This is a genomic window from Fructilactobacillus myrtifloralis, assembly GCF_024029335.1.
Taxonomy (GTDB): domain Bacteria; phylum Bacillota; class Bacilli; order Lactobacillales; family Lactobacillaceae; genus Fructilactobacillus; species Fructilactobacillus myrtifloralis.
The window spans coordinates 879,142-900,661 of record NZ_CP097116.1; the positions used below are offsets into that span (position 1 = coordinate 879,142).

The window sequence follows — 21,520 nt, forward strand, 5'->3', positions numbered from 1 at the left end:
CCGTAAGGAAATTAAATTAAGTCCTATTTTCTGAACCACGTGATTGCTAGTATACAAAAAGGTGCCCACGGCATTTAATTTACCGTGGACACCCTTGCATTTGTTAGTTAGTGACTCGCGCCTGAACCCGGGCAAAGAAATCTAAAAATAATTGTTCATCCCGCTGATCAATTTCCCACATTAATTCCGGATGCCACTGCACCCCAACGATCGAAGCATCATCATTTTCAACTGCTTCTACCACCCCATCATCGTGAGCGCGCGCCGTCACGTGTAGTGGTGACGCTACCCGCTTTAACGCTTGATGATGAATGGAGTTAACCTTCGGATGGGCGCCCATTGCTTGGGCCACCACGCTGGTCGGTTCGACATCAATCGCATGAATTTCTGCTTGTGGTTGTTCATACGCAACGTGTTCCACCGGAGACTCTGGAAAGTCAGTTGCCAAATCTTGATGGAGACTACCCCCGAGGGTTACGTTAATGACCTGTAGCCCCCGACAAATACCCAGAATCGGCTTACCGCGCTGCATCATTTCCTGAACTAAACTCATTTCAAAGTGGTCGTGCGGAAGGTAGTGAGCTGTTTCTGCTTGCGTCGACGTTTCTGCAAAGAGCTTGGGATGCACATCTTGTCCTCCGGGAATGATTAACCCATCAATTAAAGCTGCATATTCGGGAATCATCTCGATCTGCGTCATGGGAATAATGATGGGCACGACGCCGTGCTTTTGCAAAACATCAATAAAAACCCGGGCTGTGTAGTTGGCATAATCCAAATTAAAGTTTTCGGTATCTAACCGATTCACGTTGGCAGCAATTCCAATTTTCACAAACAACGCCTCCTAATTCTTAAAGTAGCTGGCCGGTTTATCGACATCAATCTTCGTGCCCGCAAATTTCTTTTGAATGTATTTCTGGGCCGCCTTACTGTGGTATAACTTGACTAATTTTTTGTACGCCGGATCATTTTTCTTGGTGGCGTTGCTTGCAATCACGTTAATGTTCCCCTTGGTCGCTTGACTGAGGTGTTCGTGGTAAATTGCGTCGCGTTTCACGTTCAAATGACTTTGCAGGGCCATGGTATTTCCAATTAACACCGCCGCCACGTTCTTATCCTGTAGTAACCGTGGACCAGTGTGGTCGTCAACTTCTTGGAATTTCAAATCCTTGCGGTTCTCTCCCACATTTTGCAGACTGTACAGGCCGGCTTTCGGTTGTCCCTTCAGGGTAATTAAGCCCGCACTCTGCAGTAACTTTAGGCTTCTCGACGTATTCGCTGGGTTATTAGAAATCGCAATGGTTGCTCCGTTCGGGATCTCCTTCACCGCTTTATAATGGCGTGAATAAATCCCCATTGGCTCTAAGTAGGTCGTTCCTAAGATTGCCAATTGGCCCTTGTTACTGTGTTCGTTAAAGTACTGCAGATAACTTGCCATCTGGAAGGCATTAACATCCACTTGACCTTGGATGGTGGCCTTATTCAGGCTAACCCCATCCGAAAAATCACGCACTTGTAGGTTAATCCCAGCTTTTTTCGTTTCTGGCAGTTTGGCAATGTACTCCCACACCTGGGTATCAGGTCCGTATGACCCTAAGGTAACCGTTTTGACTGATGACCGGCCGGCTTGCCCACCAAACTGGTGCCAACCTAATCCAACAATTCCTAGGACAACGGCGATCCCGATAATCCATTTCCATGTTTTTTTCATCACTAGCTACTCCTTTTGGCAAATTAAACCCTCTTGATTACAATTATGCTAATTTAACCATAGCACTTACTATTAGTCAATAAATTGGGTTAGGGACCATAATCCCAATCTAGACACAAAAAAGGCGCCTTCGAATTGCTTCGAAAGCGCCTTTTAGTTCGCGTGGCAACGTCCTATCCTCGCAGGGGGCGATCCCCCAACTACTTTTGGCGTGCTAAAGCTTAACTTCTGTGTTCGGCATGGGAACAGGTGTATCCTTTAGGCTATCGCCACCACACTTCTGAGTGAACTTCGTTCCCTCAAAACTAGCTAATATTATTTTCTGCTGAGTCACCATTGCTCTTCCTTGGTTAAGTCCTCGACTGATTAGTATTAGTCCGCTTCACGTATCACTACGCTTCCACTTCTAACCTATCGACCTGATCATCTTTCAGGAGTCTTACTTCCATATAGGAATGGGAAATCTCATCTTGAGGCGAGTTTCACACTTAGATGCTTTCAGCGTTTATCTCATCCATACATAGCTACTCAGCAATGCGCCTGGCGGCGCAACTGATACACCAGCGGTATGTCCATCCCGGTCCTCTCGTACTAGGGACAGCTCCTCTCAAATTTCCTGCGCCCGCGACGGATAGGGACCGAACTGTCTCACGACGTTCTGAACCCAGCTCGCGTACCGCTTTAATGGGCGAACAGCCCAACCCTTGGGACCAACTACAGCCCCAGGATGCGATGAGCCGACATCGAGGTGCCAAACCTCCCCGTCGATGTGAACTCTTGGGGGAGATAAGCCTGTTATCCCCAGGGTAGCTTTTATCCGTTGAGCGATGGCCCTTCCATACGGTACCACCGGATCACTAAGTCCGACTTTCGTCCCTGCTCGACTAGTCAGTCTCGCAGTCAAGCTTGCTTCTGCCTTTACACTTACAGAATGATTTCCAACCATTCTAAGCAAACCTTTGAGCGCCTCCGTTACTATTTAGGAGGCGACCGCCCCAGTCAAACTGCCAACCAGACACTGTCTCCGAGCACGCTGAGTGCTCAGGGTTAGAGTGTTCACATAGCAAGGGTAGTATCCCACGGGTGCCTCCACCGAGACTAGCGTCCCGGTTTCAATGGCTCCTACCTATCCTGTACAAGCTATGTAAACACCCAATATCAAGCTACAGTAAAGCTCCATGGGGTCTTTCCGTCCTGTCGCGGGTAACCTGCTTCTTCACAGGTATCTTAATTTCACCGAGTCTCTCGTTGAGACAGTACTCAAATCGTTACGCCTTTCGTGCGGGTCGGAACTTACCCGACAAGGAATTTCGCTACCTTAGGACCGTTATAGTTACGGCCGCCGTTTACTGGGGCTTCATTTCGAGGCGTCGCCGAAGCTAACCTTTCCACTTAACCTTCCAGCACCGGGCAGGCGTCAGCCCATATACTTCATCTTACGATTTTGCATAAACCTGTGTTTTTGATAAACAGTCGTTTGAGTCTCTTCACTGCGGCTGACCTGACGGTCAGCACCCCTTCTTCCGAAGTTACGGGGTCATTTTGCCGAGTTCCTTAACGAGAGTTCTCTCGCTCACCTGAGGATACTCTCCTCGACTACCTGTGTCGGTTTGCGGTACGGGTAGTTAATTACTAACTAGAAGCTTTTCTCGGCAGCGTGACATCGGTTCCTTCTCTACTTTAATTTCGATCCTCATCATCGCTTGTCAACCCAGTGAGAAGCATTTCACTCCTTACCTGACTCACGATTTGAACATACCTTTCCAATCGTATGCTAAACCTAGCCTTCTGCGTCCCTCCATCGTTCAAACATAATTAACTAGTACAGGAATCTCAACCTGTTATCCATCGCCTACGCTTCTCAGCCTCGGCTTAGGTCCCGACTAACCCTGGGAGGACGAGCCTTCCCCAGGAAACCTTAGTCATTCGGTGGATCAGATTCTCACTGATCTTTCGCTACTCATACCGGCATTCTCACTTCTAAGCGCTCCAACAGTCCTTCCGGTCTGCCTTCATTGCCCTTAGAACGCTCTCCTATCACGCAACGTAGTTGCGTCCGCAGTCTCGGTAATATGCTTAGCCCCGGTAAATTTTCGGCGCAGAATCACTCGACTAGTGAGCTATTACGCACTCTTTAAATGGTGGCTGCTTCTGAGCCAACATCCTAGTTGTCTAAGCAACTCCACTTCCTTTTCCACTTAGCATATATTTAGGGACCTTAACTGGCGGTCTGGGCTGTTCCCCTTTCGACGATGGATCTTATCACTCATCGTCTGACTCCCGGACATAAATCAATGGTATTCGGAGTTTATCTGAACTCAGTAATCCAAGACGGACCCCTCGCTCAAACAGTGGCTCTACCTCCATGATTCTAATTCCGAGGCTAGCCCTAAAGCTATTTCGGAGAGAACCAGCTATCTCCAAGTTCGTTTGGAATTTCACCGCTATCCACACCTCATCCCAGCACTTTTCAACGTACACGGGTTCGGACCTCCGGTGCGTATTACCGCACTTTCATCCTGGACATGGATAGATCACCTGGTTTCGGGTCTACGGCAACATACTAATTCGCCCTCTTAAGACTCGCTTTCGCTACGGCTCCGCTTCTTCGGCTTAACCTTGCATGCAACTGTAACTCGCCGGTTCATTCTACAAGAGGCACGCTATCACCCCTTAACGGGCTCTAACTGCTTGTAGGCACATGGTTGCAGGAACTATTTCACTCCCCTTCCGGGGTGCTTTTCACCTTTCCCTCACGGTACTGGTTCACTATCGGTCACTAGGGAGTATTTAGCCTTGGGAGATGGTCCTCCCGGATTCCGACGCCGTTTCACGTGTGGCGCCGTACTCAGGATCCTGAACTGAGGGAATTCAATTTCGCTTACGAGACTATCACTCTCTTTGGTGCAGCTTCCCAACTGCTTCAGCTATCAAATTCTTTTGTAACTCAAATGTTCAGTCCTACAACCCCGAACCACGAAGGTTCGGTTTGGGCTATTCCCAGTTCGCTCGCCGCTACTATGGGAATCGAAATTTCTTTATCTTCCTGTGGGTACTTAGATGTTTCAGTTCCCCACGTCTACCTCTCCGCAGCTATGAATTCACTACGCAGTGATTAGTCATGACACTAATCGAGTTTCCTCATTCGGAAATCTCCGGATCAAAGCTTACTTACAGCTCCCCGAAGCATATCGGTGTTAGTTCCGTCCTTCATCGGCTCCTAGTACCAAGGCATTCACCATGCGCCCTTCTTAACTTAACCTATAATCCTGCGGATTATAAATCATTGAGTTTAGCGATCAAACTATTAAAAAACTCAAATTACACAATGGTTGTTCTCGGTTGAAATTATATTAACAATATAATTCTTACAGAAAATAATATTATCTAGTTTTCAAAGAACGAAAATTGAGAGTAATCCTCTCAAAACTAAACAAGACTTTGATCGGCGTAAGGTTCCGTATTATTCCTTAGAAAGGAGGTGATCCAGCCGCAGGTTCTCCTACGGCTACCTTGTTACGACTTCACCCTAATCATCTGTCCCACCTTAGGCGGCGGACTCCTAACGGTTATCCAACCGACTTTGGGTGTTACAAACTCTCATGGTGTGACGGGCGGTGTGTACAAGACCCGGGAACGTATTCACCGTGGCATGCTGATCCACGATTACTAGCGATTCCAACTTCATGCAGGCGAGTTGCAGCCTGCAATCCGAACTGAGAACGGCTTTAAGAGATTAGCTTGACCTCGCGGTTTCGCGACTCGTTGTACCGTCCATTGTAGCACGTGTGTAGCCCAGGTCATAAGGGGCATGATGATTTGACGTCATCCCCACCTTCCTCCGGTTTATCACCGGCAGTCTCTCTAGAGTGCCCAACTGAATGCTGGCAACTAAAGACAAGGGTTGCGCTCGTTGCGGGACTTAACCCAACATCTCACGACACGAGCTGACGACAACCATGCACCACCTGTCATTCTGCCCCCGAAGGGGACACCTAATCTCTTAGGCTAACAGAAGATGTCAAGACCTGGTAAGGTTCTTCGCGTAGCATCGAATTAAACCACATGCTCCACCGCTTGTGCGGGTCCCCGTCAATTCCTTTGAGTTTCAACCTTGCGGTCGTACTCCCCAGGCGGAATGCTTAATGCGTTAGCTCCGGCACTGAGAGGCGGAAACCTCCCAACACCTAGCATTCATCGTTTACGGCATGGACTACCAGGGTATCTAATCCTGTTTGCTACCCATGCTTTCGAGCCTCAGCGTCAGATGCAGACTAGACAGCCGCCTTCGCCACTGGTGTTCCTTCATATATCTACGCATTTCACCGCTACACATGAAGTTCCACTGTCCTCTTCTGCACTCAAGTTTCCCAGTTTCCGATGCACTTCTTCGGTTAAGCCGAAGGCTTTCACATCAGACTTAAAAAACCGCCTGCGCTCGCTTTACGCCCAATAAATCCGGACAACGTTTGCCACCTACGTATTACCGCGGCTGCTGGCACGTAGTTAGCCGTGACTTTCTGGTTAGATACCGTCACGCCGTGAGCAGTTACTCTCACAGTCGTTCTTCTCTAACAACAGAGTTTTACGAGCCGAAACCCTTCTTCACTCACGCGGCGTTGCTCCATCAGACTTTCGTCCATTGTGGAAGATTCCCTACTGCTGCCTCCCGTAGGAGTATGGGCCGTGTCTCAGTCCCATTGTGGCAGATTACCCTCTCAGGTCTGCTACGTATCATCGCCTTGGTGAGCTATTATCTCACCAACTAGCTAATACGCCGCGGGTCCATCCAAAAGCACTAGCACCAAGGCCAGCTTTCAAACTAAAACCATGTGGTTTTAGTTGTTATACGGTATTAGCATCTGTTTCCAGGTGTTATCCCCTACTTCTGGGCAGGTTACCCACGTGTTACTCACCAGTTCGCCACTCGGTCCGATCTAAAATCCAACCCGTGCAAGCACGGTTTTTCAATTAGGAGACCGCGTTCGACTTGCATGTATTAGGCACGCCGCCAACGTTCGTCCTGAGCCAGGATCAAACTCTCATTTTAAATGAGAACTTTACTAGCTCTACTTGATTTGTTTCTTTAAGCGAATTGACTTCGCAATTGTTTAATTTTTAAACTTACGTTTAAAAATTCCTTACACTTTTGTAATCAAAATCTTGTTCAGTTTTCAAAGAACTACTCCGTTATCAATCACTTGACAACTCTATTAATATACCATGTTTAGCCAGGTCAGTCAAGGGTGGTTTCCAATTAAATTGGTTACCAACCAATCCATTAACTTCGCGACAAGCATTACTATACCAAGCCCCAACCAATCCGTCAACCATTTTGGTCAAAAAAAGTCAAAATTATTTGTCTGAGTCGGAATAAAGCTTAATGCCCACGTCCGGGTGTTGTTTAAGATATAATTTAGTGAAGTCATCAACCGCTTGGTGATCCTGTAAATCAATTCCCTCCCGGCGCATTGCCGTCGTTAAATCCCGATAAAACTGATCGAACTTCGGATTAAACATGGATTGTAATCCCTTAGCATTAATGTTTACCCAGTCAATCAAATGGGCTGCGTTGGGAAGCTTTCCTTGATCACGCAGGTACCCAAATAACTTCTTTAGGGCAAATGGAATTAAATTATACAGCGCTTGGGTCTGCTCATCTGCTTCTAAAATGACCATGAAGCGCGAAAACATTACGTCTCCAACTAACTGATCGTCCCACTGTTCCGGTTGCTTATCTAAGCCAACCATCGCAATCTCCACAAAACTATCAATAATTGTATCAACATTTTGAATGGCCTGTGGCGTTAACTTTGCAACATCGGGCTCCGCATCAATTTGATCTAACCATTGGTCAATTAAGGTGCCGACCTGTTGCACTTGTTGTTCTTTATCCATTATCTCTCATCCTTCCGTCTCATCATTATACTAACAAAACTGTTCTAGGTATAATAGGAATAAACCTAATTAATGTAAAGGAGTGGCATTGTGAAAAAAATTGCCATAGTCAGCGCTAAGCGGACACCCATCGGAAAAATCAACGGCCAACTGCAATCACTCACTGCGGTTGAGCTCGGAACCATTGTTACCAAAGCCATTTTACAAGATACGGGGATTGAACCCGATCAAGTCGACCAGGTCATCTTTGGCAACGTCATTCAAGCGGGAGCCGGGCAAAACGTTGCCAGACAGATTGAACTCAACAGTGGCGTGCCCCAAACGAGTACCGCCTGCACCATCAACCAGGTATGCGGTTCGGGAATGAAAGCCGTCCGCATGGGACAAACAGCCATCCAAGTTGGAGATTGTGAGGTCGCCATCGTCGGGGGGACCGAGAGCATGTCAAACGCCCCCTACCTCAACCGCCAAGTTCGCAGTGGGCACCAATTCGGGGGCTTTCAATTAGAGGATAGCATTGAAAGTGACGGCTTAAACGATGCCAATTCCCACCAACCAATGGGAACCACCGCGGAAGCGGTTGCCGAGCAATTCCATGTCTCGCGCGCAGAGCAAGATCAATTTGCCCTCCGCTCCCATCAACAAGCGGCTCAGGCCACCGCAGACGAGTCATTTAAAGCAGAAGTCGTTCCCATCACCATTCAGAAAAAGAAAACGACCGTTACCATTACCACTGATGAAACGATTCGCCCCGACACGAGCCTCACGCAGTTGCAAAAATTACGGCCCGCCTTTGCTAGTACCGGGACCGTTACCGCCGGAAATGCGGCTAGTCTAAACGACGGCGCGTCAGCCCTCTTGTTAATGTCAGTTGATAAGGCACAAGCCCTTGGCCTAACCCCGCTGGCCATTCTCGATGACTATACAGAAGCTGGCTGTAATCCAGCAATCATGGGCTACGCCCCCTACTATGCCGTTCAAAAATTGTTTCAAAAAACCGGCACAACCATCAACGACTTTGACCTGGTTGAGCTAAACGAAGCGTTTGCCTCCCAGAGTGTCGCCGTCGCCCGCGACTTAAACATTCCGCACGAAAAGCTCAACGTCACCGGAGGAGCAATTGCCCTCGGTCATCCACTCGGTGACTCCGGCGCCCGCATTTTAACCACCTTAATCCACAACTTACACCGCACCAAGCAACGCCGGGGACTCGCAACCCTGTGCATCGGGGGCGGAATGGCAATGGCCTACAGCCTCCACCTTCCGGAATCCCGGTCATAGTTGTCAAGCCTTAAGCAATTCTTTATAATGGAAAATCGTTAACCAAAAAATAGTAAGGGAGTGTTTAATTATGACTTGTATTTACGTTCGAAAGGCAACCGAAAAGGACTTGCCCGCCATTAGCGACATCATTAACGCTGGAAGAGGCTTTTTAAAGGAGCAGGGCATCAATCAGTGGCAAGGTGCCTATCCAACTAATGATGACATCAAGCGGGACATTGACAATGGCATTGCCTACGTAATTGATGTAAATGGTGACGTAGCGGGTTCAGCAACGTTACACCTTGGCATTGACCCTGACTATTTGAAAATGGAAGAAGGAGAATGGAAAAACGGTTCCGAAGCTCATTATTCCGCCATTCACCGGGTTTCCGTTTCCCATAACTACAGAGGGCAAGGGCTCGCCTACAAGCTCATTAGCGGAATGCTTACCATTTCTGCCCTGCTAGGGTTTAAAGACGTCCGCATTGACACCCACCCTAAAAACGAAGGGATGCAACACATCATCTTGAACAGCGGCTTTACGAAACGAGGCGTAATCCAAACCAAGATGGAAGAAGACGACCGGTTTGCATACCAAATCGAACTAGATTAGGAGAAAACCACTATGGGAACCTCAGCAGTCATGTGGAAATTGATTATCATGGTCAGCACCGCGCTGATTGTTACTGTCAGCGCCCTCGGCTGGGTTGGATTACACCAGCCACGAACGCAGTTAGTTCGTCTAGCTAGCCTCAGCGTCATTTTGCTGTTTCTGCTGCTCTGCTGGCTCATGCTCGTTTTCTAAGCAAAGCTCTAAAATCAAACGTGATTTTAAGGGCTTTTTTGTTTGCAATTAAAGGACCCAAAAAGAGCGTCACCAAATTGGTGACGCCCTTTTTACTAAGTAACTTCAGATTACCAACCGTAACACAGCCAAGGAAATAATGCCGACCACGACAATCACCAAGAGGTTCTTACTGATGATTGCTGCTAGCACCGTTGGGATCGAAGCGAGACAATTCAATTCGTTTAGGGTCGGTAAGTGCCCTAAGTGCTGGTGGAATAAGCCCGTAAACCACAGGGCTGCCATGATCACTACCGGTACAAAACTCAAAAATTCAACCATGGCGAGCGGTAATTCAAATCGTTTTAACAATACAAACGGAATTACCCGATTCAGCCAGGTCACTAGGCCACAACCTAAAATAACCAGGAACACAAACTCAAAAGAAGGCATGTTTACACCACACCCCCAGTCCACAACCAACTAAGGTTACTATGATTAAGAGTAAATTACTGGGAATAAAGATCATTCCTACGTACGTTAAGCCGAGGGTAATGAAAATCATGAGGACCTGCAGCCGTCGATCCAAAGTTCGATCAGATGCCACCTGTAAATACAGTAGTCCAATAAACATTGCTAAAAAGGCAAAATCGAGTCCGAACCGGTTCGGATTGGGAATTAAACTTCCCAGCCCACCACCTAGCCCGGAAGCGATAATCCAGGTTAGGTACGCCACTACGTTCGCCGTATTTAACCACGGAAACGACAGTTGGCGGTTAGTGTAGTTTAACTTGTTCATGCTTAACGCAAAGGTTTCATCCGTCAGTAACGAACCAATAATGACGTTGCGCAGTAACGATTCCTTTTTCATAACCGGCGCCACGGTCATCCCCATCAGTAACATCCGAGCCGAGAGGAGGAAAACCGACAAGATGATGGCGGAAAATGAACTCCCCGCAAGTAACATGCTGACAATTACAAACTGGGCGGCGCCTGAATACGTAATGGCCGACATTAAGACAATCATGATTACGTTTAGACCCGCCGCTTTGGCCACAATGCCAAATGCCAACCCGACGCCCACGTATCCGGATAACGTCGGCACCGTATCCTTAAAGCCCGCGGCGGCACTAAGATCATTTTTCACGAATTACGAACCTCCCTGTGAAGCTTCCCCATCCGCTGTTTTGGAATGGCGAGCACCATAGAAAATGTAAATTAAAACGCCGATGATAAACCATACTAACGTCAGTAACTTGGCATCATTACTTAATTCCCAAAAAATTACAAACGAAACTAGCGCTGAAAGAGCCGGTAAGACGGGATACAGTGGCATCCGGAACTTGGGCACCGGCAAATCGCGTCCCTCACGCGGCCGAAGTGCGTAGATTCCGAGGGAAACGAACATAAAGGAAATTAATGTTCCCGCTGAAACTAGGTTAGCAAGGAACGTAAACGGCAACATGGCCCCAACTAAAACCGCTGCAATCGTTACCACTAAGAGGGCATTGGCCGGATTGTGCTTCCGGTTCACTTTCCCCAACTTCCGGGGCAGTAAGCCGTCCCGCCCAAAGGCATAGACTAACCGGGAACTAGCTAGTTGCGTTCCAATTAGGGAAGCAAAGATCCCCACGATGGCAACCACCGAAAGTAAGTTGGCAGTCAAGAGGTGTCCCGTTTGCCGGAGCGCCCAGGCGGACGGTTCTGCATTGCCCGCGTAGGTACTGTACTTAAACATCCCCACTAGGACCAGTGAGACGCCCACAAAGAGTAAACTCCCAATGATTAACGTCCCGATAATCCCCCGTGGCATATTTTTGCCCGGATCCTTAGTTTCCGCTGTATTAGAGGCAATCACATCAAAGCCCCCGTAGGCCACAAAGACCTGTGCGGCTCCCGCTAAAATCCCAGTAAACCCACCAAAGGCAGTGCCAGGACGGTGTGCTGGAATAAATGGATGGTAGTTGGCAGGATGGATCGCGGTCAAACCGACCACAATAAACATGATCACCACGGCGACCTTTAGAATCACTAAGACGTTCTCTAGCTTATTCACTCCCGCAATTTTGCGACTTAACAGCAAACTCACGAGGATAATCGAAATTGCGGCGAAGATGTCAAAAAAGCCCCCCGTTTTCGGGTTATACCCAGACGCTAGGTACGAAGGTAGGTGAAACCCAAATTCACCTAAGAATCCCTGCACGTACGCCGACCAACCAGACGCCACGAAGGTAATCGCTAAAAAGTACTCGGCTAGCATTAACCAACCGGCAATCCAGCCGAACCCTTCCCCAAACAAAACACTAATCCACGAAAACGCCGATCCCGCTACTGGTAAAGCAGCGGCCGTTTCGGCATATGCTAAGGCCGCTAATCCAGCTCCGATTGCGCCCACTAAAAAGGAGAGCGCCACGGCCGGTCCAGAGTGCTCGGCAGCGACAATCCCCGGCAGGGTAAAGATCGCCGTTCCAACCACCATTCCGAGTCCGAGTCCTAATAAATCTTTCGTCGTCATATGGGGTTCTAGACGCGCATCCTGATCCAACAGTCCTTGGGCGGATGCTTTTCGCGTCAGTCGTTCCCAAATCTTATTCATTCCATTAGCCTCCTTATTAATAATTGGCATGATTATTGGTTATTATAATGGTAAATTTTTTCCAAAGATACACATTTGGGGAAATAAGTTATAATTAACGGGATGATTCAGGAAAATTTCTAACTAACTCAACGAAATCCGACCATTTTTGGTTGGAATTTCGTAATTATTAGCGTAGAATAATCATTATTGAAGAACCAAACATACGTTCACACCAAACAGAAAGGGTGATTTGAATGGCTGCAAATTCAAAAAAGAGCGCACAAGATGCTCGTCAAGCTGAACTTGACAAAGCTTTAAAACAGATCAAAAAAGAATTCGGAACCGGAGCCATCATGCGGATGGGTGAAACCCCTAATTCTAACGTGGAGGCCATTTCCACCGGAATTCTCTCCCTAGATATCGCCTTAGGAATTGGTGGCTTCCCACGCGGCCGGGTCGTGGAAATTTTTGGAGCTGAATCCTCCGGAAAGACCACCATTGCCCTGCAGGCCGTGGCCGAATTGCAAAAAAACGGTGGAACGGCTGCCTATATCGATGCCGAAAACGCGATGGATCCCGAGTACGCTAAGGCACTCGGGGTTAACATCGATGACCTATTGCTGTCCCAACCCGGAACCGGTGAAGAAGGCCTGCAAATTGCAGATGCCCTGATTGGTTCGGGAGCCATTGACCTCGTAGTCGTGGACTCCGTAGCTGCGTTAGTCCCGAAATCCGAAATTGAAGGTGACATTGGTGATTCCCACGTGGGGCTCCAAGCCCGCTTAATGTCACAAGCTTTGCGGAAATTAACTGCTAACATCAACAAGACCAAGACCGTTGTGATTTTCATTAACCAACTCCGGGAAAAAGTCGGCGTCATGTTTGGAAATCCGGAAACCACTCCCGGTGGTCGAGCTCTGAAGTTCTATTCCAGTGTGCGCTTGCGGGTCAGTGGTAGCAAGCAATCCAAGGAAGGCCAAGAGGTCGTGGGGAAAGAAACCAAGATTAAAGTGGCTAAGAACAAGGTTGCGCCTCCATTCAAAACCGTTGATACATTGATGAGTTTTGGGCACGGAATCGAACCAGTTGCCGACATGGTGAACCTAGCCGTGGACAAGGACATCATTAACAAATCCGGCTCCTGGTACTCCTATGGAGAAGAACGCCTCGGGCAAGGATTGAATAAAACCGTGGCCAACCTTAAGGAGAAGCCAGAACTCGTGGATGAATTAACGCATAAAGTCCGGGTTGCCTATGGGATTGAACAAGAAGCAGACCAAAGCACTGATGCAGAGGCCACTCCGAGTGACGCTGAACCAACCCCAGCTGAAACAGATTTAGACGTTTAATTACCATTACAAACTAAAAGAGCCATCTCAAAAACGAGATGGCTCTTTTAAGTTAGCGAACATGTGGCAACCGATGATGACGTTGTAATTGGGTTACAATCAGCGCCACTAATACGGCCTTTAAACCGTCGCCCGGGATAAAGGCTAGGCTACTCACCGCTACCTGGCTCCAACTTAATCCGCTTTGCCACACGAGGTAACTCGCACCCACGCAGTTCATCAACACCATCCCCCCCAGTAGGTTAGCCAGCAAAAACCGAATAAAAGTGGGAACCCGCTGCAACCAGGTCACCAGCAGTCCAATCACATAAGCACACACCGGCCAGCTCAACAGGTACCCCGCCGTTGGGCCAGCGAAAACGCCAATGCCACCCCGAAAACCTGCTAGTAGCGGTAATCCAACTGCAACCAGTAGGAGAAACACCACTACGCTCCAAAATCCTAACTTGCGCCCCAATAACGAACCAGCTAGCATAATCCCAGCACTCTGAAAGGAGATGGGAACGGGGAAAAAAGGGAGATTAATCAGCGGAATGAATCCCAGGCTTGCAATAATTGCCACCATCAAACCACAGTACGTTATTTCTTTAAGTTTCATCACTTACCATCCTTTACATGTCGTTGATCTCATTGTGCCAAACGTGCTCCGAATTGCCTACTTGATTCGCACCAAGACCGTTATTACGCCCCCTTAGCAGCAAACAATTCTGCTAAAATGTCACTTTTCCAGTTCTGCTAAGCTCCTATAAATCTGGTATACTAAAACTAATTGAATAGCTGGGGTGCCAATTTACGGCTGAGATAATACCCGTTGAACCTGATCTAGGTAATGCTAGCGGAGGTAACCTGACACACAGTTGTCGCAAAAAATTCAACCGTCCCCATCTTGGAGGACGGTTTTTTTATTGGAGGAAGCTATGCAAACAGCAGTCACACTGCACCATTTTAGTTTTAAATACCCAAACCAAACTGAACCCCTGTTTCACGACGTCCAATTAGAAATTCCCACCGGTCAATTTTGGCTATTAAGTGGTCCGTCTGGATGCGGTAAATCAACCCTGTTGGAATTAGTAGCCGGGTTAAGCGATCAGAAATATCAAGGAGAAATCGCCTTAAACCAGCAATCTCTCGCCCAGTTACCGGCCCCAGAGCGCTCTAAGTTGGTCAACTTGATGTTACAGGACCCGAACCAACAGTTTGTGATGCAGACGGTCGCAGGTGAGCTCCAGTTTGCCCTCGAAAATCAACAAACTGATCCCGCCCAGATTCCAGAACGAATTCGTGCTGCCCTGGCTTTTTGTCAGATTGAACACCTCGCCGACCGCCAGGTCCTCTCCCTGTCGGGGGGCGAAAAACAAAAGGCCATTTTAGCCACGATGGTTGCGCTGGATTCAGCCATTTTCCTATTGGATGAGCCCTTTGCTAGCGTTGATCCCCAATCCAAACGTGACATCTTGCAGCACCTCCAGCAGCTACAAACTGAACGCGGGAAAACCATCATTGTTTCCGATCACGATTTAACCGGTTACCAAGACCTGGTAGACCACGTTGTGACCGTGGCACCGGAGACCCACGAGCTTAAGCTGCTGTCATCGGCTGCTCAAACCGAATTGTTTGCCAAGCGGCAACAGCCAACCCAACGGTTCGCAATGCCAGCCCCAGAAACCGGACTCTTCTGGCTCCAAGACTACCAAATTAGTTATGGTAATTCCACGCTGTTATCGGTGCCAGAGCTCCAGATCCCGGCCGGCTGCACGTTGCTAACGGGACCGAGTGGCAGTGGCAAGTCGACCCTGCTCCGCAGCCTCAGTAAGTTACAGAAGTACACCGGTCAAATCACCCTCAACCAGCGCAACATTCAAACAATCAAAAACAAACGCTACTACGACCAGTTAGGGCTGGTCTTTCAAGCGGCTCCCGATCAGTTTTTACGGGTCACTGTGGCCGAAGAATTAGAATTATCGCTAGCAACCAGTCAATGTTCCACATGGAACAAAGAAGCAGTCCAGCAGGCCTTAGCAAGGTTACAGCTAACCGGCCACGAACAACAAAGCGTGTATACCCTCAGCGGGGGACAACAAAAAAAACTCCAAATTCTGGTAATGCTGATTCGGCATTCGCACATTCTCCTGTTAGACGAACCCTTTGCTGGTCTGGATCAAGCTTCCATTGCGACCGTGCAAACCTTGCTAAAACAACAATACCAAGGCCCGGATCACTTGTTGCTAGTCATCAGCCACCAGCGCTTTGCCACTCCCGGTTTTTATGACTATCACCTGCACCTTACCAACCACACGTTTACCTACCAGGAGGTCGACTAATGAACCCCGCCATCAAATTACTCTTAATCACTCTAATTGCCTTTGAAATTTCACTAATCCCCAACTTAACCATCAACCTGGCATTAATCATCGTTTGCCTCGGCTACCTAATTTGGAAACAAAGCAGCAAGCTCAAAACGGTTGGAACGTTTAGTTTAATTGCATTGTTACCCGCTCTCGGAATCTTCTTTTCCCAAGTTTATTATGGTGCAAACGGGCTCTACATGGGAAGCGTGCTGTTTACCCGGCTGTATGCCTACGTGTACCTCGGGTTGAGTTTTTCACTGACAACCCCCATGTTGCGCCTGGCTCAAGCCCTCGAACAAAACGCCCACGTGCCATCCAAGTTTGTTTACGGAGTGCTCGCAGCCATCAATCTCGTGCCCCGCTTTCAACAGGAACTAAAGGTGATCCGGGCGAGTGGTAACATGCGGGGCCAAGTGTTACATCCGTGGGGACCCACGCTTTACTTCAAGGCGCTGGTTGTCGCCCTGGGCTGGTCCACTCATCTAGCCCGCGCCATGGAATCACAGGGCTTCGTGGAGGATCAACCCCGCACCTTTTTCCATCCGATCCGGGTTACAAACCGCGACTGGATTGGTCTTATCGGAGCGCTCGTGCTCGTCCAACTGGTACTGTTTCTCGCGCCGGCCTAGGAAAGGAGCAGCATCATGAGTGATAATGAAACGGCGACTAACCTAATTCAAGCTTATTTCCAGCAGCACCACATCACCACCGCGGCCATTACCAACCTAGCCCGCGCTTATCAGGGTCAGTACAGCCAACTTCCGGACCAGGAAACTACCGAGAACTGGTTGCTGGAGCTGCTTCGTAATCCCACCATCTGGCAACCAGCACTGGTCGTGATTGCAATGGAGCAAGCGGCTCCTAGCTTCCCAGCCGTCCTTAGCCACATTCCGGTAGCAGAACTGTGGCAACCCCAACTGCTCCAGATTGCCAGTCACTGTGGCACCATCGGGATTTCCAACTACTTTGAAATCAAACTAAATCAACAGTCGCTCATTAACCGGTATCTAACCACTCCAGATCCACTGGCACTAGCGCTCGGTGCTGCACTATCAGGAGCGTTGGCTCACTGGGACTCCTAACGCTGAATTAAATTTTAGTTACAACGGCAGAACTTCGCGGGGAATTTGCTAAAATAGAACTAATCGCCTGCTACCGAATGCTGGGTGAGCGTGACGGTACTCGTACTAACCAATTGGTCGTCATGTTGAACGACCACCTGCCACACCTGGAGCCGGTGCCCCACTTGTAACGGCGTCGCAACGGCCGTGATTTTCCCGGTGCGGACCGCGTGTAGATGATGGGTTTCAATGTTAACGCCCACGGCCACTTCGGCTGGTCCCAGCTGTTGATTGGCGCCCATGCTGGCCGCCGTTTCTGCCAACACACAGCTCACCCCTCCGTGCATCAAACCATAGGGTTGCTGGTCCTGTTCAGTTACATCCAGCGTTAACATGACCCGTTCCGGCGTCACCAGCTCCGTTTGAATGTGTAATAAGTCGATTAAATTCACGTTCTCCACCACTTTCGTTAGTTTGCTTACCGCTTTATTCCATTATTACCATTGGAGGTTCTTATGACAACTACCTGGGAAACAATTCCAAATCACTACCAAGACATCTTGTTTGAACGACGCGATAAGGTGGCTAAAATCACGATTAATCGGCCGGAAAAACGCAACGCATTTACGCCCCAAACCGTCAACGAACTGATTGACGCCTTTGCACAATGCCGTGACGACGAAACCATCGGGGTCATCATTCTCACCGGCCAGGGCGACCTGGCCTTTTGTTCCGGTGGGGACCAGAGTGTCCGTGGAAACGGCGGTTACGTTGGCAGTGATCACATCCCCCGCCTTAACGTGTTGGACTTACAACACCTCATCCGGGTGATTCCGAAACCCGTGATCGCCATGGTCCGGGGTTGGTCCGTCGGTGGTGGGAACGTGCTCCAGCTGGTCTGTGACCTAACAATTGCCGCTGATAACGCCAAATTTGCACAATCCGGTCCCAAGGTCGGTAGTTTTGACGGGGGCTACGGTTCCGGTCTCCTCGCCGATACCATTGGTATCAAGCGGGCCAAAGAAGTTTGGTTCACTTGTAAAACCTATTCCGCTGATGAAGCCTTTCAAATGGGCTGGATTAACAAGGTCGTGCCGTTAGCCGACGTGGAACAAGAAACCCTCGACTGGTGTGACGTGCTCCTGCAACGCTCGCCGATGGCCCTTCGCTTGATCAAAGCCTCGATGAACGCCGCCACCGATGGCCTCGCTGGAATTCAGCAGCTAGCCGGAGATTCCACCCTGCTCTACTACACCAGTGCTGAAGCCAAGGAAGGGCGCGATGCCTTTTTAGAAAAGCGGAAACCCAACTTTGACCAATTCCCTAAATTTCCCTAGAAATCAGGCTTATCATGGATAATTGGCTCCAAAAACGGACCCAACTCACGCCCCACCGCCTAGCGCTCTCTTTTCACGAGCAACGCTGGACCTTCACGGAACTCCAACGCCAAGTTAACGGTCTCTGTGCCGTCCTACAGCCCCAGTTACCTCCCACGGGACGCATCGCCATTCTCGGGGATAATACGCCGGAACTCTACTTTGGCATGCTGACGCTCCACCAACTTGGGATTCCCATCGTCTGTTTAAACAAACACCTAACGGCTCCTGAACTGCAGTATCAAATTACCGATGCCCAGGTGCAGACAGTCTTAACCACCCAGGCGTTTTTGCCCCACTTAGAAGCCACCGCAACCCGGCTCCACCTGATTGCGCTCGACCAGCTAACGTGGGAACCTCGCACAGACTGGACGGCGCATTCGACCGAGCTTGATGCGTTAGCCAGCGTGATGTACACCTCGGGGACGACCAGCCGACCGAAGGGGGTCTGTCAGAGCTACCGCAACCACTGGACGAGTGCACTCGGAGCTGAGTTAAACCTGCCGGTGACGGAAGCAGATGCTTGGATTTGTGCCGTGCCCCTGTATCACATCAGTGGTCTCTCAATTCTGATGCGCAGTCTCCTGTACGGAATGCCCGTCCGGCTCTATGATCATTTTGATTCACAGGCCATTACCCAGGATTTGGTGCACGGCCGGGGGACCATCATTTCGGTCGTGCCCTACATGCTGAAAAAATTACTGGCCGAAAAGCAGGAACCATATAGTAGCGACTTTAGTTACATGCTGTTAGGCGGCGGCGCAATTGACCAAGCCACCCTCAATCAGTGCAAACGAAAGAACATTCCGGTCATCCAGTCCTATGGCATGACGGAAACTGCCTCGCAGGTCGTGGCACTCAACCCGGCGGAGGCCCAACGTAAGCTGGGCTCGGTGGGAAAGCCCCTCTTCCCGGTCAGTCTTAAGATTGCAAACGATGCACAACCCTACCAAGTTGGCGAAATCCTACTCAAGGGCGATAACCTGACGCCCGGTTACCTCAATCAACCCGAACGATTCGCGGCACTGACCACGGCAACCGGTTGGTTTCGCACGGGGGACCTCGGTTATATCGACGATGAAGGATTTTTGTACGTAAAAAGTCGGCTAACGGAACTGATCATCTCCGGTGGGGAAAACATTTATCCGCATGAAATCGAACTGGTGTTAAACCAGCTGCCCGGCGTACAGGCAAGTGCCGTCATTGGCAAACCGGATCCCACCTGGGGCGCCATTCCGGTGGCCTTTTTGGTGACTAACCGGGCTTGGCAACTAACTGCGGTCCAGGATTTTCTGACCGGGAAACTCGCCAAATACAAGTTTCCCAAAGAACTGCATCTGGTTGATCACCTCCCGCACACTACAAACGGCAAGCTCAAACGGGGAGAATTGCTGCAGTGGTTGGAAAAATGGGAATAATTAAAATAACTCCTTTAAGTTAAAATTTTTATAACTTAAAGGAGTTATTTTATAAATGTAAATTTATCCATTTATTAAAAAGCAAAATATTATTGAAATAAACTATTTATAAGTTCATAAATGAATAATCAGAACTTATAATACATTTATTTTAATCGTGTAAATTCGCATCTTCGTCTATAACGGTAGCATCGCCATATAGAATCATATCAAAATCATTTTGTGTTGATTGCGTATTAATATTCATATTAAAAAGTGCGTCATAATTTCTTTGATCTATATCTTTTTTAATACCATTAATTATTGCATTAAAACAGTTGCCGTATCTATTTACATCGCCCATAAAAGATGAAACAGATTTTGTATACAAAACTGGGTGGCTATATTTAAATCCTTTGGGAATTGCAGATCTTGAAATTAAGTATTTTACATCTCCATTAAATCTAGAATCTACTATTGTTTTTAATTTTTGATTTATTTTTTCTACCCTAATGTTTTTATTGATAACTTTTTCATAATTTAATTTTTTTTGTGTGTTATCTCTATCAAGTTTTTTAAACGTATCAAAAGACTTATTTTTATAGATTTTGATATTTTTATATAAATTCTGTAAATCATTATATCCATACGATGGAAGATAAAATTGAACTTTGTCTATAAGATTAAATTGTATTGAATCATTCGTAAGAAGAACCTGAAAAGATTTTGACATGGGCATATAGCCCATATTTGATATTGATTTACTCGAACCATCATAATCAAATGATCCATAAAGTATAAAACAATTACTTATTGCAATAAATGGAGACTTAAGTGGTTTTAATAAACTTGATTTTTCAGATTCGCCAAGTAAAAAATATTTCCATTCTATTTTTATGTTATATTCTTTATCAAAAGTTTTTAAAGCATTAATAACTGTTTCTTTTGCACTATTTTTAAAATTATTAATAAAGTTATTTACTTTAATTCTGTTTTCTTCATTATTTGGTACTATCATAAAATTATTTTCCACTACTTTTACTATCCTCTTTCTTCTCATCAGTAACTGTTAGTTAATTTATTGTTCAATTATACATCCATTTATTACTATTAAAAATAATGTTTATCAATAAATTTATATCAGCACTCATCATAGTAGAAAGATATAATTTTTTGTTGTTATTTACTCACCCCGATACGTCATCCGCACGTGGGGAATCTCAACTTCCAAAAACGGCGTACCAGCAACCACAAATCCCTGTTTTTCGTAGTAACCCACTGCTTGCAGTTGGGCGTTAATCGTAATCGGTAATCCAGAAAAGTGCGCATGGCAGAATTCCAGAATGGCGGTCAGTAGTTCGCGCCCTTTCCCGGTACCTCGCACGGTGGCACTCGTAAGCACCCGCCCAAAGGTCACGTGGTAATCAACCTGAAATATCCGTGCATAGGCGATTACCTCACCATCATCCGCTTTTTCAAATAGATGCCAAGCCGTTAAATCCTGGTCATCCGGATCACAATAATCAATTTTTTGTTCCTCTACAAACACCTGGGACCGGGCCCGCAAAATTTGGTATACGGTCACTGGATCCAGTTCCTGAAGCCGCCGAACTTGAAACATGCTCACTCACTTCCTCTATCTGCAATCGTGCTAAAATTGACATTAGTTTACCATTACTAGCAGCCAGAACGCGACCTCAAGCGGCACATCTTTTGCTAGAGAGAACAGTTTATAACGGCATCGCCCACCCCAGT

General features: G+C 47.8%; 19 protein-coding genes, 3 rRNA genes and 1 riboswitch. Of the genes, 9 read left to right on the top strand and 13 right to left on the bottom strand.

The window, feature by feature from the left end; genetic code table 11:
- Nucleotides 1-103: 103 nt before the first annotated feature.
- The 6 genes from M3M35_RS04465 to M3M35_RS04490 form a co-directional block, all read right to left on the bottom strand.
- Nucleotides 104-832 (bottom strand): gamma-glutamyl-gamma-aminobutyrate hydrolase family protein, encoded by a 729-nt coding sequence (locus tag M3M35_RS04465; protein ID WP_252749479.1) that lies wholly within the window; start codon nucleotides 830-832, stop codon nucleotides 104-106.
- A 12-nt stretch (nucleotides 833-844) separates the two neighbouring features.
- Complete coding sequence (locus M3M35_RS04470; protein WP_252749480.1) at nucleotides 845-1,711, bottom strand: MetQ/NlpA family ABC transporter substrate-binding protein; 867 nt, start codon at nucleotides 1,709-1,711, stop codon at nucleotides 845-847.
- A gap of 160 nt (nucleotides 1,712-1,871) precedes the next feature.
- Nucleotides 1,872-1,988: ribosomal RNA gene (gene rrf, locus M3M35_RS04475) — 5S ribosomal RNA — on the bottom strand.
- Between the two features lie 69 nt (nucleotides 1,989-2,057).
- Nucleotides 2,058-4,973: ribosomal RNA gene (locus M3M35_RS04480) — 23S ribosomal RNA — on the bottom strand.
- A gap of 212 nt (nucleotides 4,974-5,185) precedes the next feature.
- Nucleotides 5,186-6,761: ribosomal RNA gene (locus M3M35_RS04485) — 16S ribosomal RNA — on the bottom strand.
- Together the 16S, 23S and 5S rRNA genes form the textbook arrangement of a ribosomal RNA operon.
- A 305-nt stretch (nucleotides 6,762-7,066) precedes the next feature.
- Nucleotides 7,067-7,609: a hypothetical protein gene (locus M3M35_RS04490; RefSeq protein ID WP_252749481.1), complete on the bottom strand. Its 543-nt coding sequence runs from the start codon at nucleotides 7,607-7,609 to the stop codon at nucleotides 7,067-7,069.
- 90 nt (nucleotides 7,610-7,699) lie between these two features.
- Between M3M35_RS04490 and M3M35_RS04495 the strand changes: the two genes are divergently transcribed.
- The 3 genes from M3M35_RS04495 to M3M35_RS04505 all read left to right on the top strand — a co-directional run bounded on the left by M3M35_RS04495 (nucleotide 7,700) and on the right by M3M35_RS04505 (nucleotide 9,677).
- Nucleotides 7,700-8,890, top strand: a complete 1,191-nt coding sequence (locus tag M3M35_RS04495; protein WP_252749482.1) for a thiolase family protein — start codon at nucleotides 7,700-7,702, stop codon at nucleotides 8,888-8,890.
- Nucleotides 8,891-8,960: 70 nt separating this feature from the next.
- Complete coding sequence (locus M3M35_RS04500; RefSeq protein WP_252749483.1) at nucleotides 8,961-9,485, top strand: GNAT family N-acetyltransferase; 525 nt, start codon at nucleotides 8,961-8,963, stop codon at nucleotides 9,483-9,485.
- A 12-nt stretch (nucleotides 9,486-9,497) separates the two neighbouring features.
- The gene (locus M3M35_RS04505) at nucleotides 9,498-9,677 is read left to right on the top strand and encodes a hypothetical protein (RefSeq protein ID WP_252749484.1); all 180 of its coding nucleotides are present in this window, start codon (nucleotides 9,498-9,500) and stop codon (nucleotides 9,675-9,677) included.
- Between the two features lie 105 nt (nucleotides 9,678-9,782).
- On the opposite strand, the gene M3M35_RS04510 is transcribed toward M3M35_RS04505, so the two are convergent.
- Genes M3M35_RS04510 through M3M35_RS04520 form a run of 3 tightly spaced genes read right to left on the bottom strand, consistent with a single transcriptional unit; the run spans nucleotide 9,783 to nucleotide 12,252 of the window.
- Nucleotides 9,783-10,109: an AzlD domain-containing protein gene (locus M3M35_RS04510; protein WP_252749485.1), complete on the bottom strand. Its 327-nt coding sequence runs from the start codon at nucleotides 10,107-10,109 to the stop codon at nucleotides 9,783-9,785.
- Complete coding sequence (locus tag M3M35_RS04515) at nucleotides 10,096-10,803, bottom strand: AzlC family ABC transporter permease (protein WP_252749486.1); 708 nt, start codon at nucleotides 10,801-10,803, stop codon at nucleotides 10,096-10,098. Before M3M35_RS04515 ends, M3M35_RS04510 begins: the two co-directional genes overlap by 14 nt.
- 3 nt (nucleotides 10,804-10,806) lie before the next feature.
- A complete protein-coding gene (locus M3M35_RS04520) occupies nucleotides 10,807-12,252 on the bottom strand; it encodes an APC family permease (protein ID WP_252749487.1) in 1,446 nt (481 codons plus the stop codon).
- A 236-nt stretch (nucleotides 12,253-12,488) separates the two neighbouring features.
- Here M3M35_RS04520 and recA point away from each other — a divergent pair, with 236 nt between their 5' ends.
- Nucleotides 12,489-13,583: a recombinase RecA gene (gene recA, locus M3M35_RS04525; RefSeq protein WP_252749488.1), complete on the top strand. Its 1,095-nt coding sequence runs from the start codon at nucleotides 12,489-12,491 to the stop codon at nucleotides 13,581-13,583.
- Between the two features lie 52 nt (nucleotides 13,584-13,635).
- Here recA and M3M35_RS04530 read toward each other — a convergent pair whose 3' ends face one another.
- Nucleotides 13,636-14,181, bottom strand: a complete 546-nt coding sequence (locus M3M35_RS04530; protein WP_252749489.1) for a biotin transporter BioY — start codon at nucleotides 14,179-14,181, stop codon at nucleotides 13,636-13,638.
- A 170-nt stretch (nucleotides 14,182-14,351) separates the two neighbouring features.
- Nucleotides 14,352-14,445, top strand: a riboswitch (TPP riboswitch).
- A 55-nt stretch (nucleotides 14,446-14,500) separates the two neighbouring features.
- On the opposite strand from M3M35_RS04530, the gene M3M35_RS04535 reads away from it, so the two are divergent.
- Genes M3M35_RS04535 through M3M35_RS04545 form a run of 3 tightly spaced genes read left to right on the top strand, consistent with a single transcriptional unit; the run spans nucleotide 14,501 to nucleotide 17,013 of the window.
- Complete coding sequence (locus M3M35_RS04535; RefSeq protein WP_252749490.1) at nucleotides 14,501-15,904, top strand: ABC transporter ATP-binding protein; 1,404 nt, start codon at nucleotides 14,501-14,503, stop codon at nucleotides 15,902-15,904.
- Nucleotides 15,904-16,560 (top strand): energy-coupling factor transporter transmembrane component T family protein, encoded by a 657-nt coding sequence (locus M3M35_RS04540; protein ID WP_252749491.1) that lies wholly within the window; start codon nucleotides 15,904-15,906, stop codon nucleotides 16,558-16,560. Before M3M35_RS04535 ends, M3M35_RS04540 begins: the two co-directional genes overlap by 1 nt.
- A gap of 15 nt (nucleotides 16,561-16,575) precedes the next feature.
- Nucleotides 16,576-17,013, top strand: coding sequence for a hypothetical protein (locus M3M35_RS04545; protein WP_252749492.1), 438 nt, complete (start codon nucleotides 16,576-16,578; stop codon nucleotides 17,011-17,013).
- Between the two features lie 59 nt (nucleotides 17,014-17,072).
- Here M3M35_RS04545 and M3M35_RS04550 read toward each other — a convergent pair whose 3' ends face one another.
- Nucleotides 17,073-17,444 carry a PaaI family thioesterase gene (locus tag M3M35_RS04550; RefSeq protein WP_252749493.1) on the bottom strand — a complete coding sequence of 124 codons (372 nt, stop codon included), beginning with the start codon at nucleotides 17,442-17,444 and terminating at the stop codon, nucleotides 17,073-17,075.
- Between the two features lie 63 nt (nucleotides 17,445-17,507).
- Here M3M35_RS04550 and menB point away from each other — a divergent pair, with 63 nt between their 5' ends.
- Complete coding sequence (gene menB / locus M3M35_RS04555) at nucleotides 17,508-18,329, top strand: 1,4-dihydroxy-2-naphthoyl-CoA synthase (RefSeq protein WP_252749494.1); 822 nt, start codon at nucleotides 17,508-17,510, stop codon at nucleotides 18,327-18,329.
- 14 nt (nucleotides 18,330-18,343) lie between these two features.
- Nucleotides 18,344-19,786, top strand: coding sequence for an o-succinylbenzoate--CoA ligase (locus M3M35_RS04560; RefSeq protein WP_252749495.1), 1,443 nt, complete (start codon nucleotides 18,344-18,346; stop codon nucleotides 19,784-19,786).
- A gap of 151 nt (nucleotides 19,787-19,937) precedes the next feature.
- Here M3M35_RS04560 and M3M35_RS04565 read toward each other — a convergent pair whose 3' ends face one another.
- Nucleotides 19,938-20,798, bottom strand: coding sequence for a hypothetical protein (locus M3M35_RS04565; RefSeq protein ID WP_252749496.1), 861 nt, complete (start codon nucleotides 20,796-20,798; stop codon nucleotides 19,938-19,940).
- Between the two features lie 150 nt (nucleotides 20,799-20,948).
- Complete coding sequence (locus M3M35_RS04570) at nucleotides 20,949-21,386, bottom strand: GNAT family N-acetyltransferase (protein WP_252749497.1); 438 nt, start codon at nucleotides 21,384-21,386, stop codon at nucleotides 20,949-20,951.
- Between the last annotated feature and the right edge of the window lie 134 nt (nucleotides 21,387-21,520).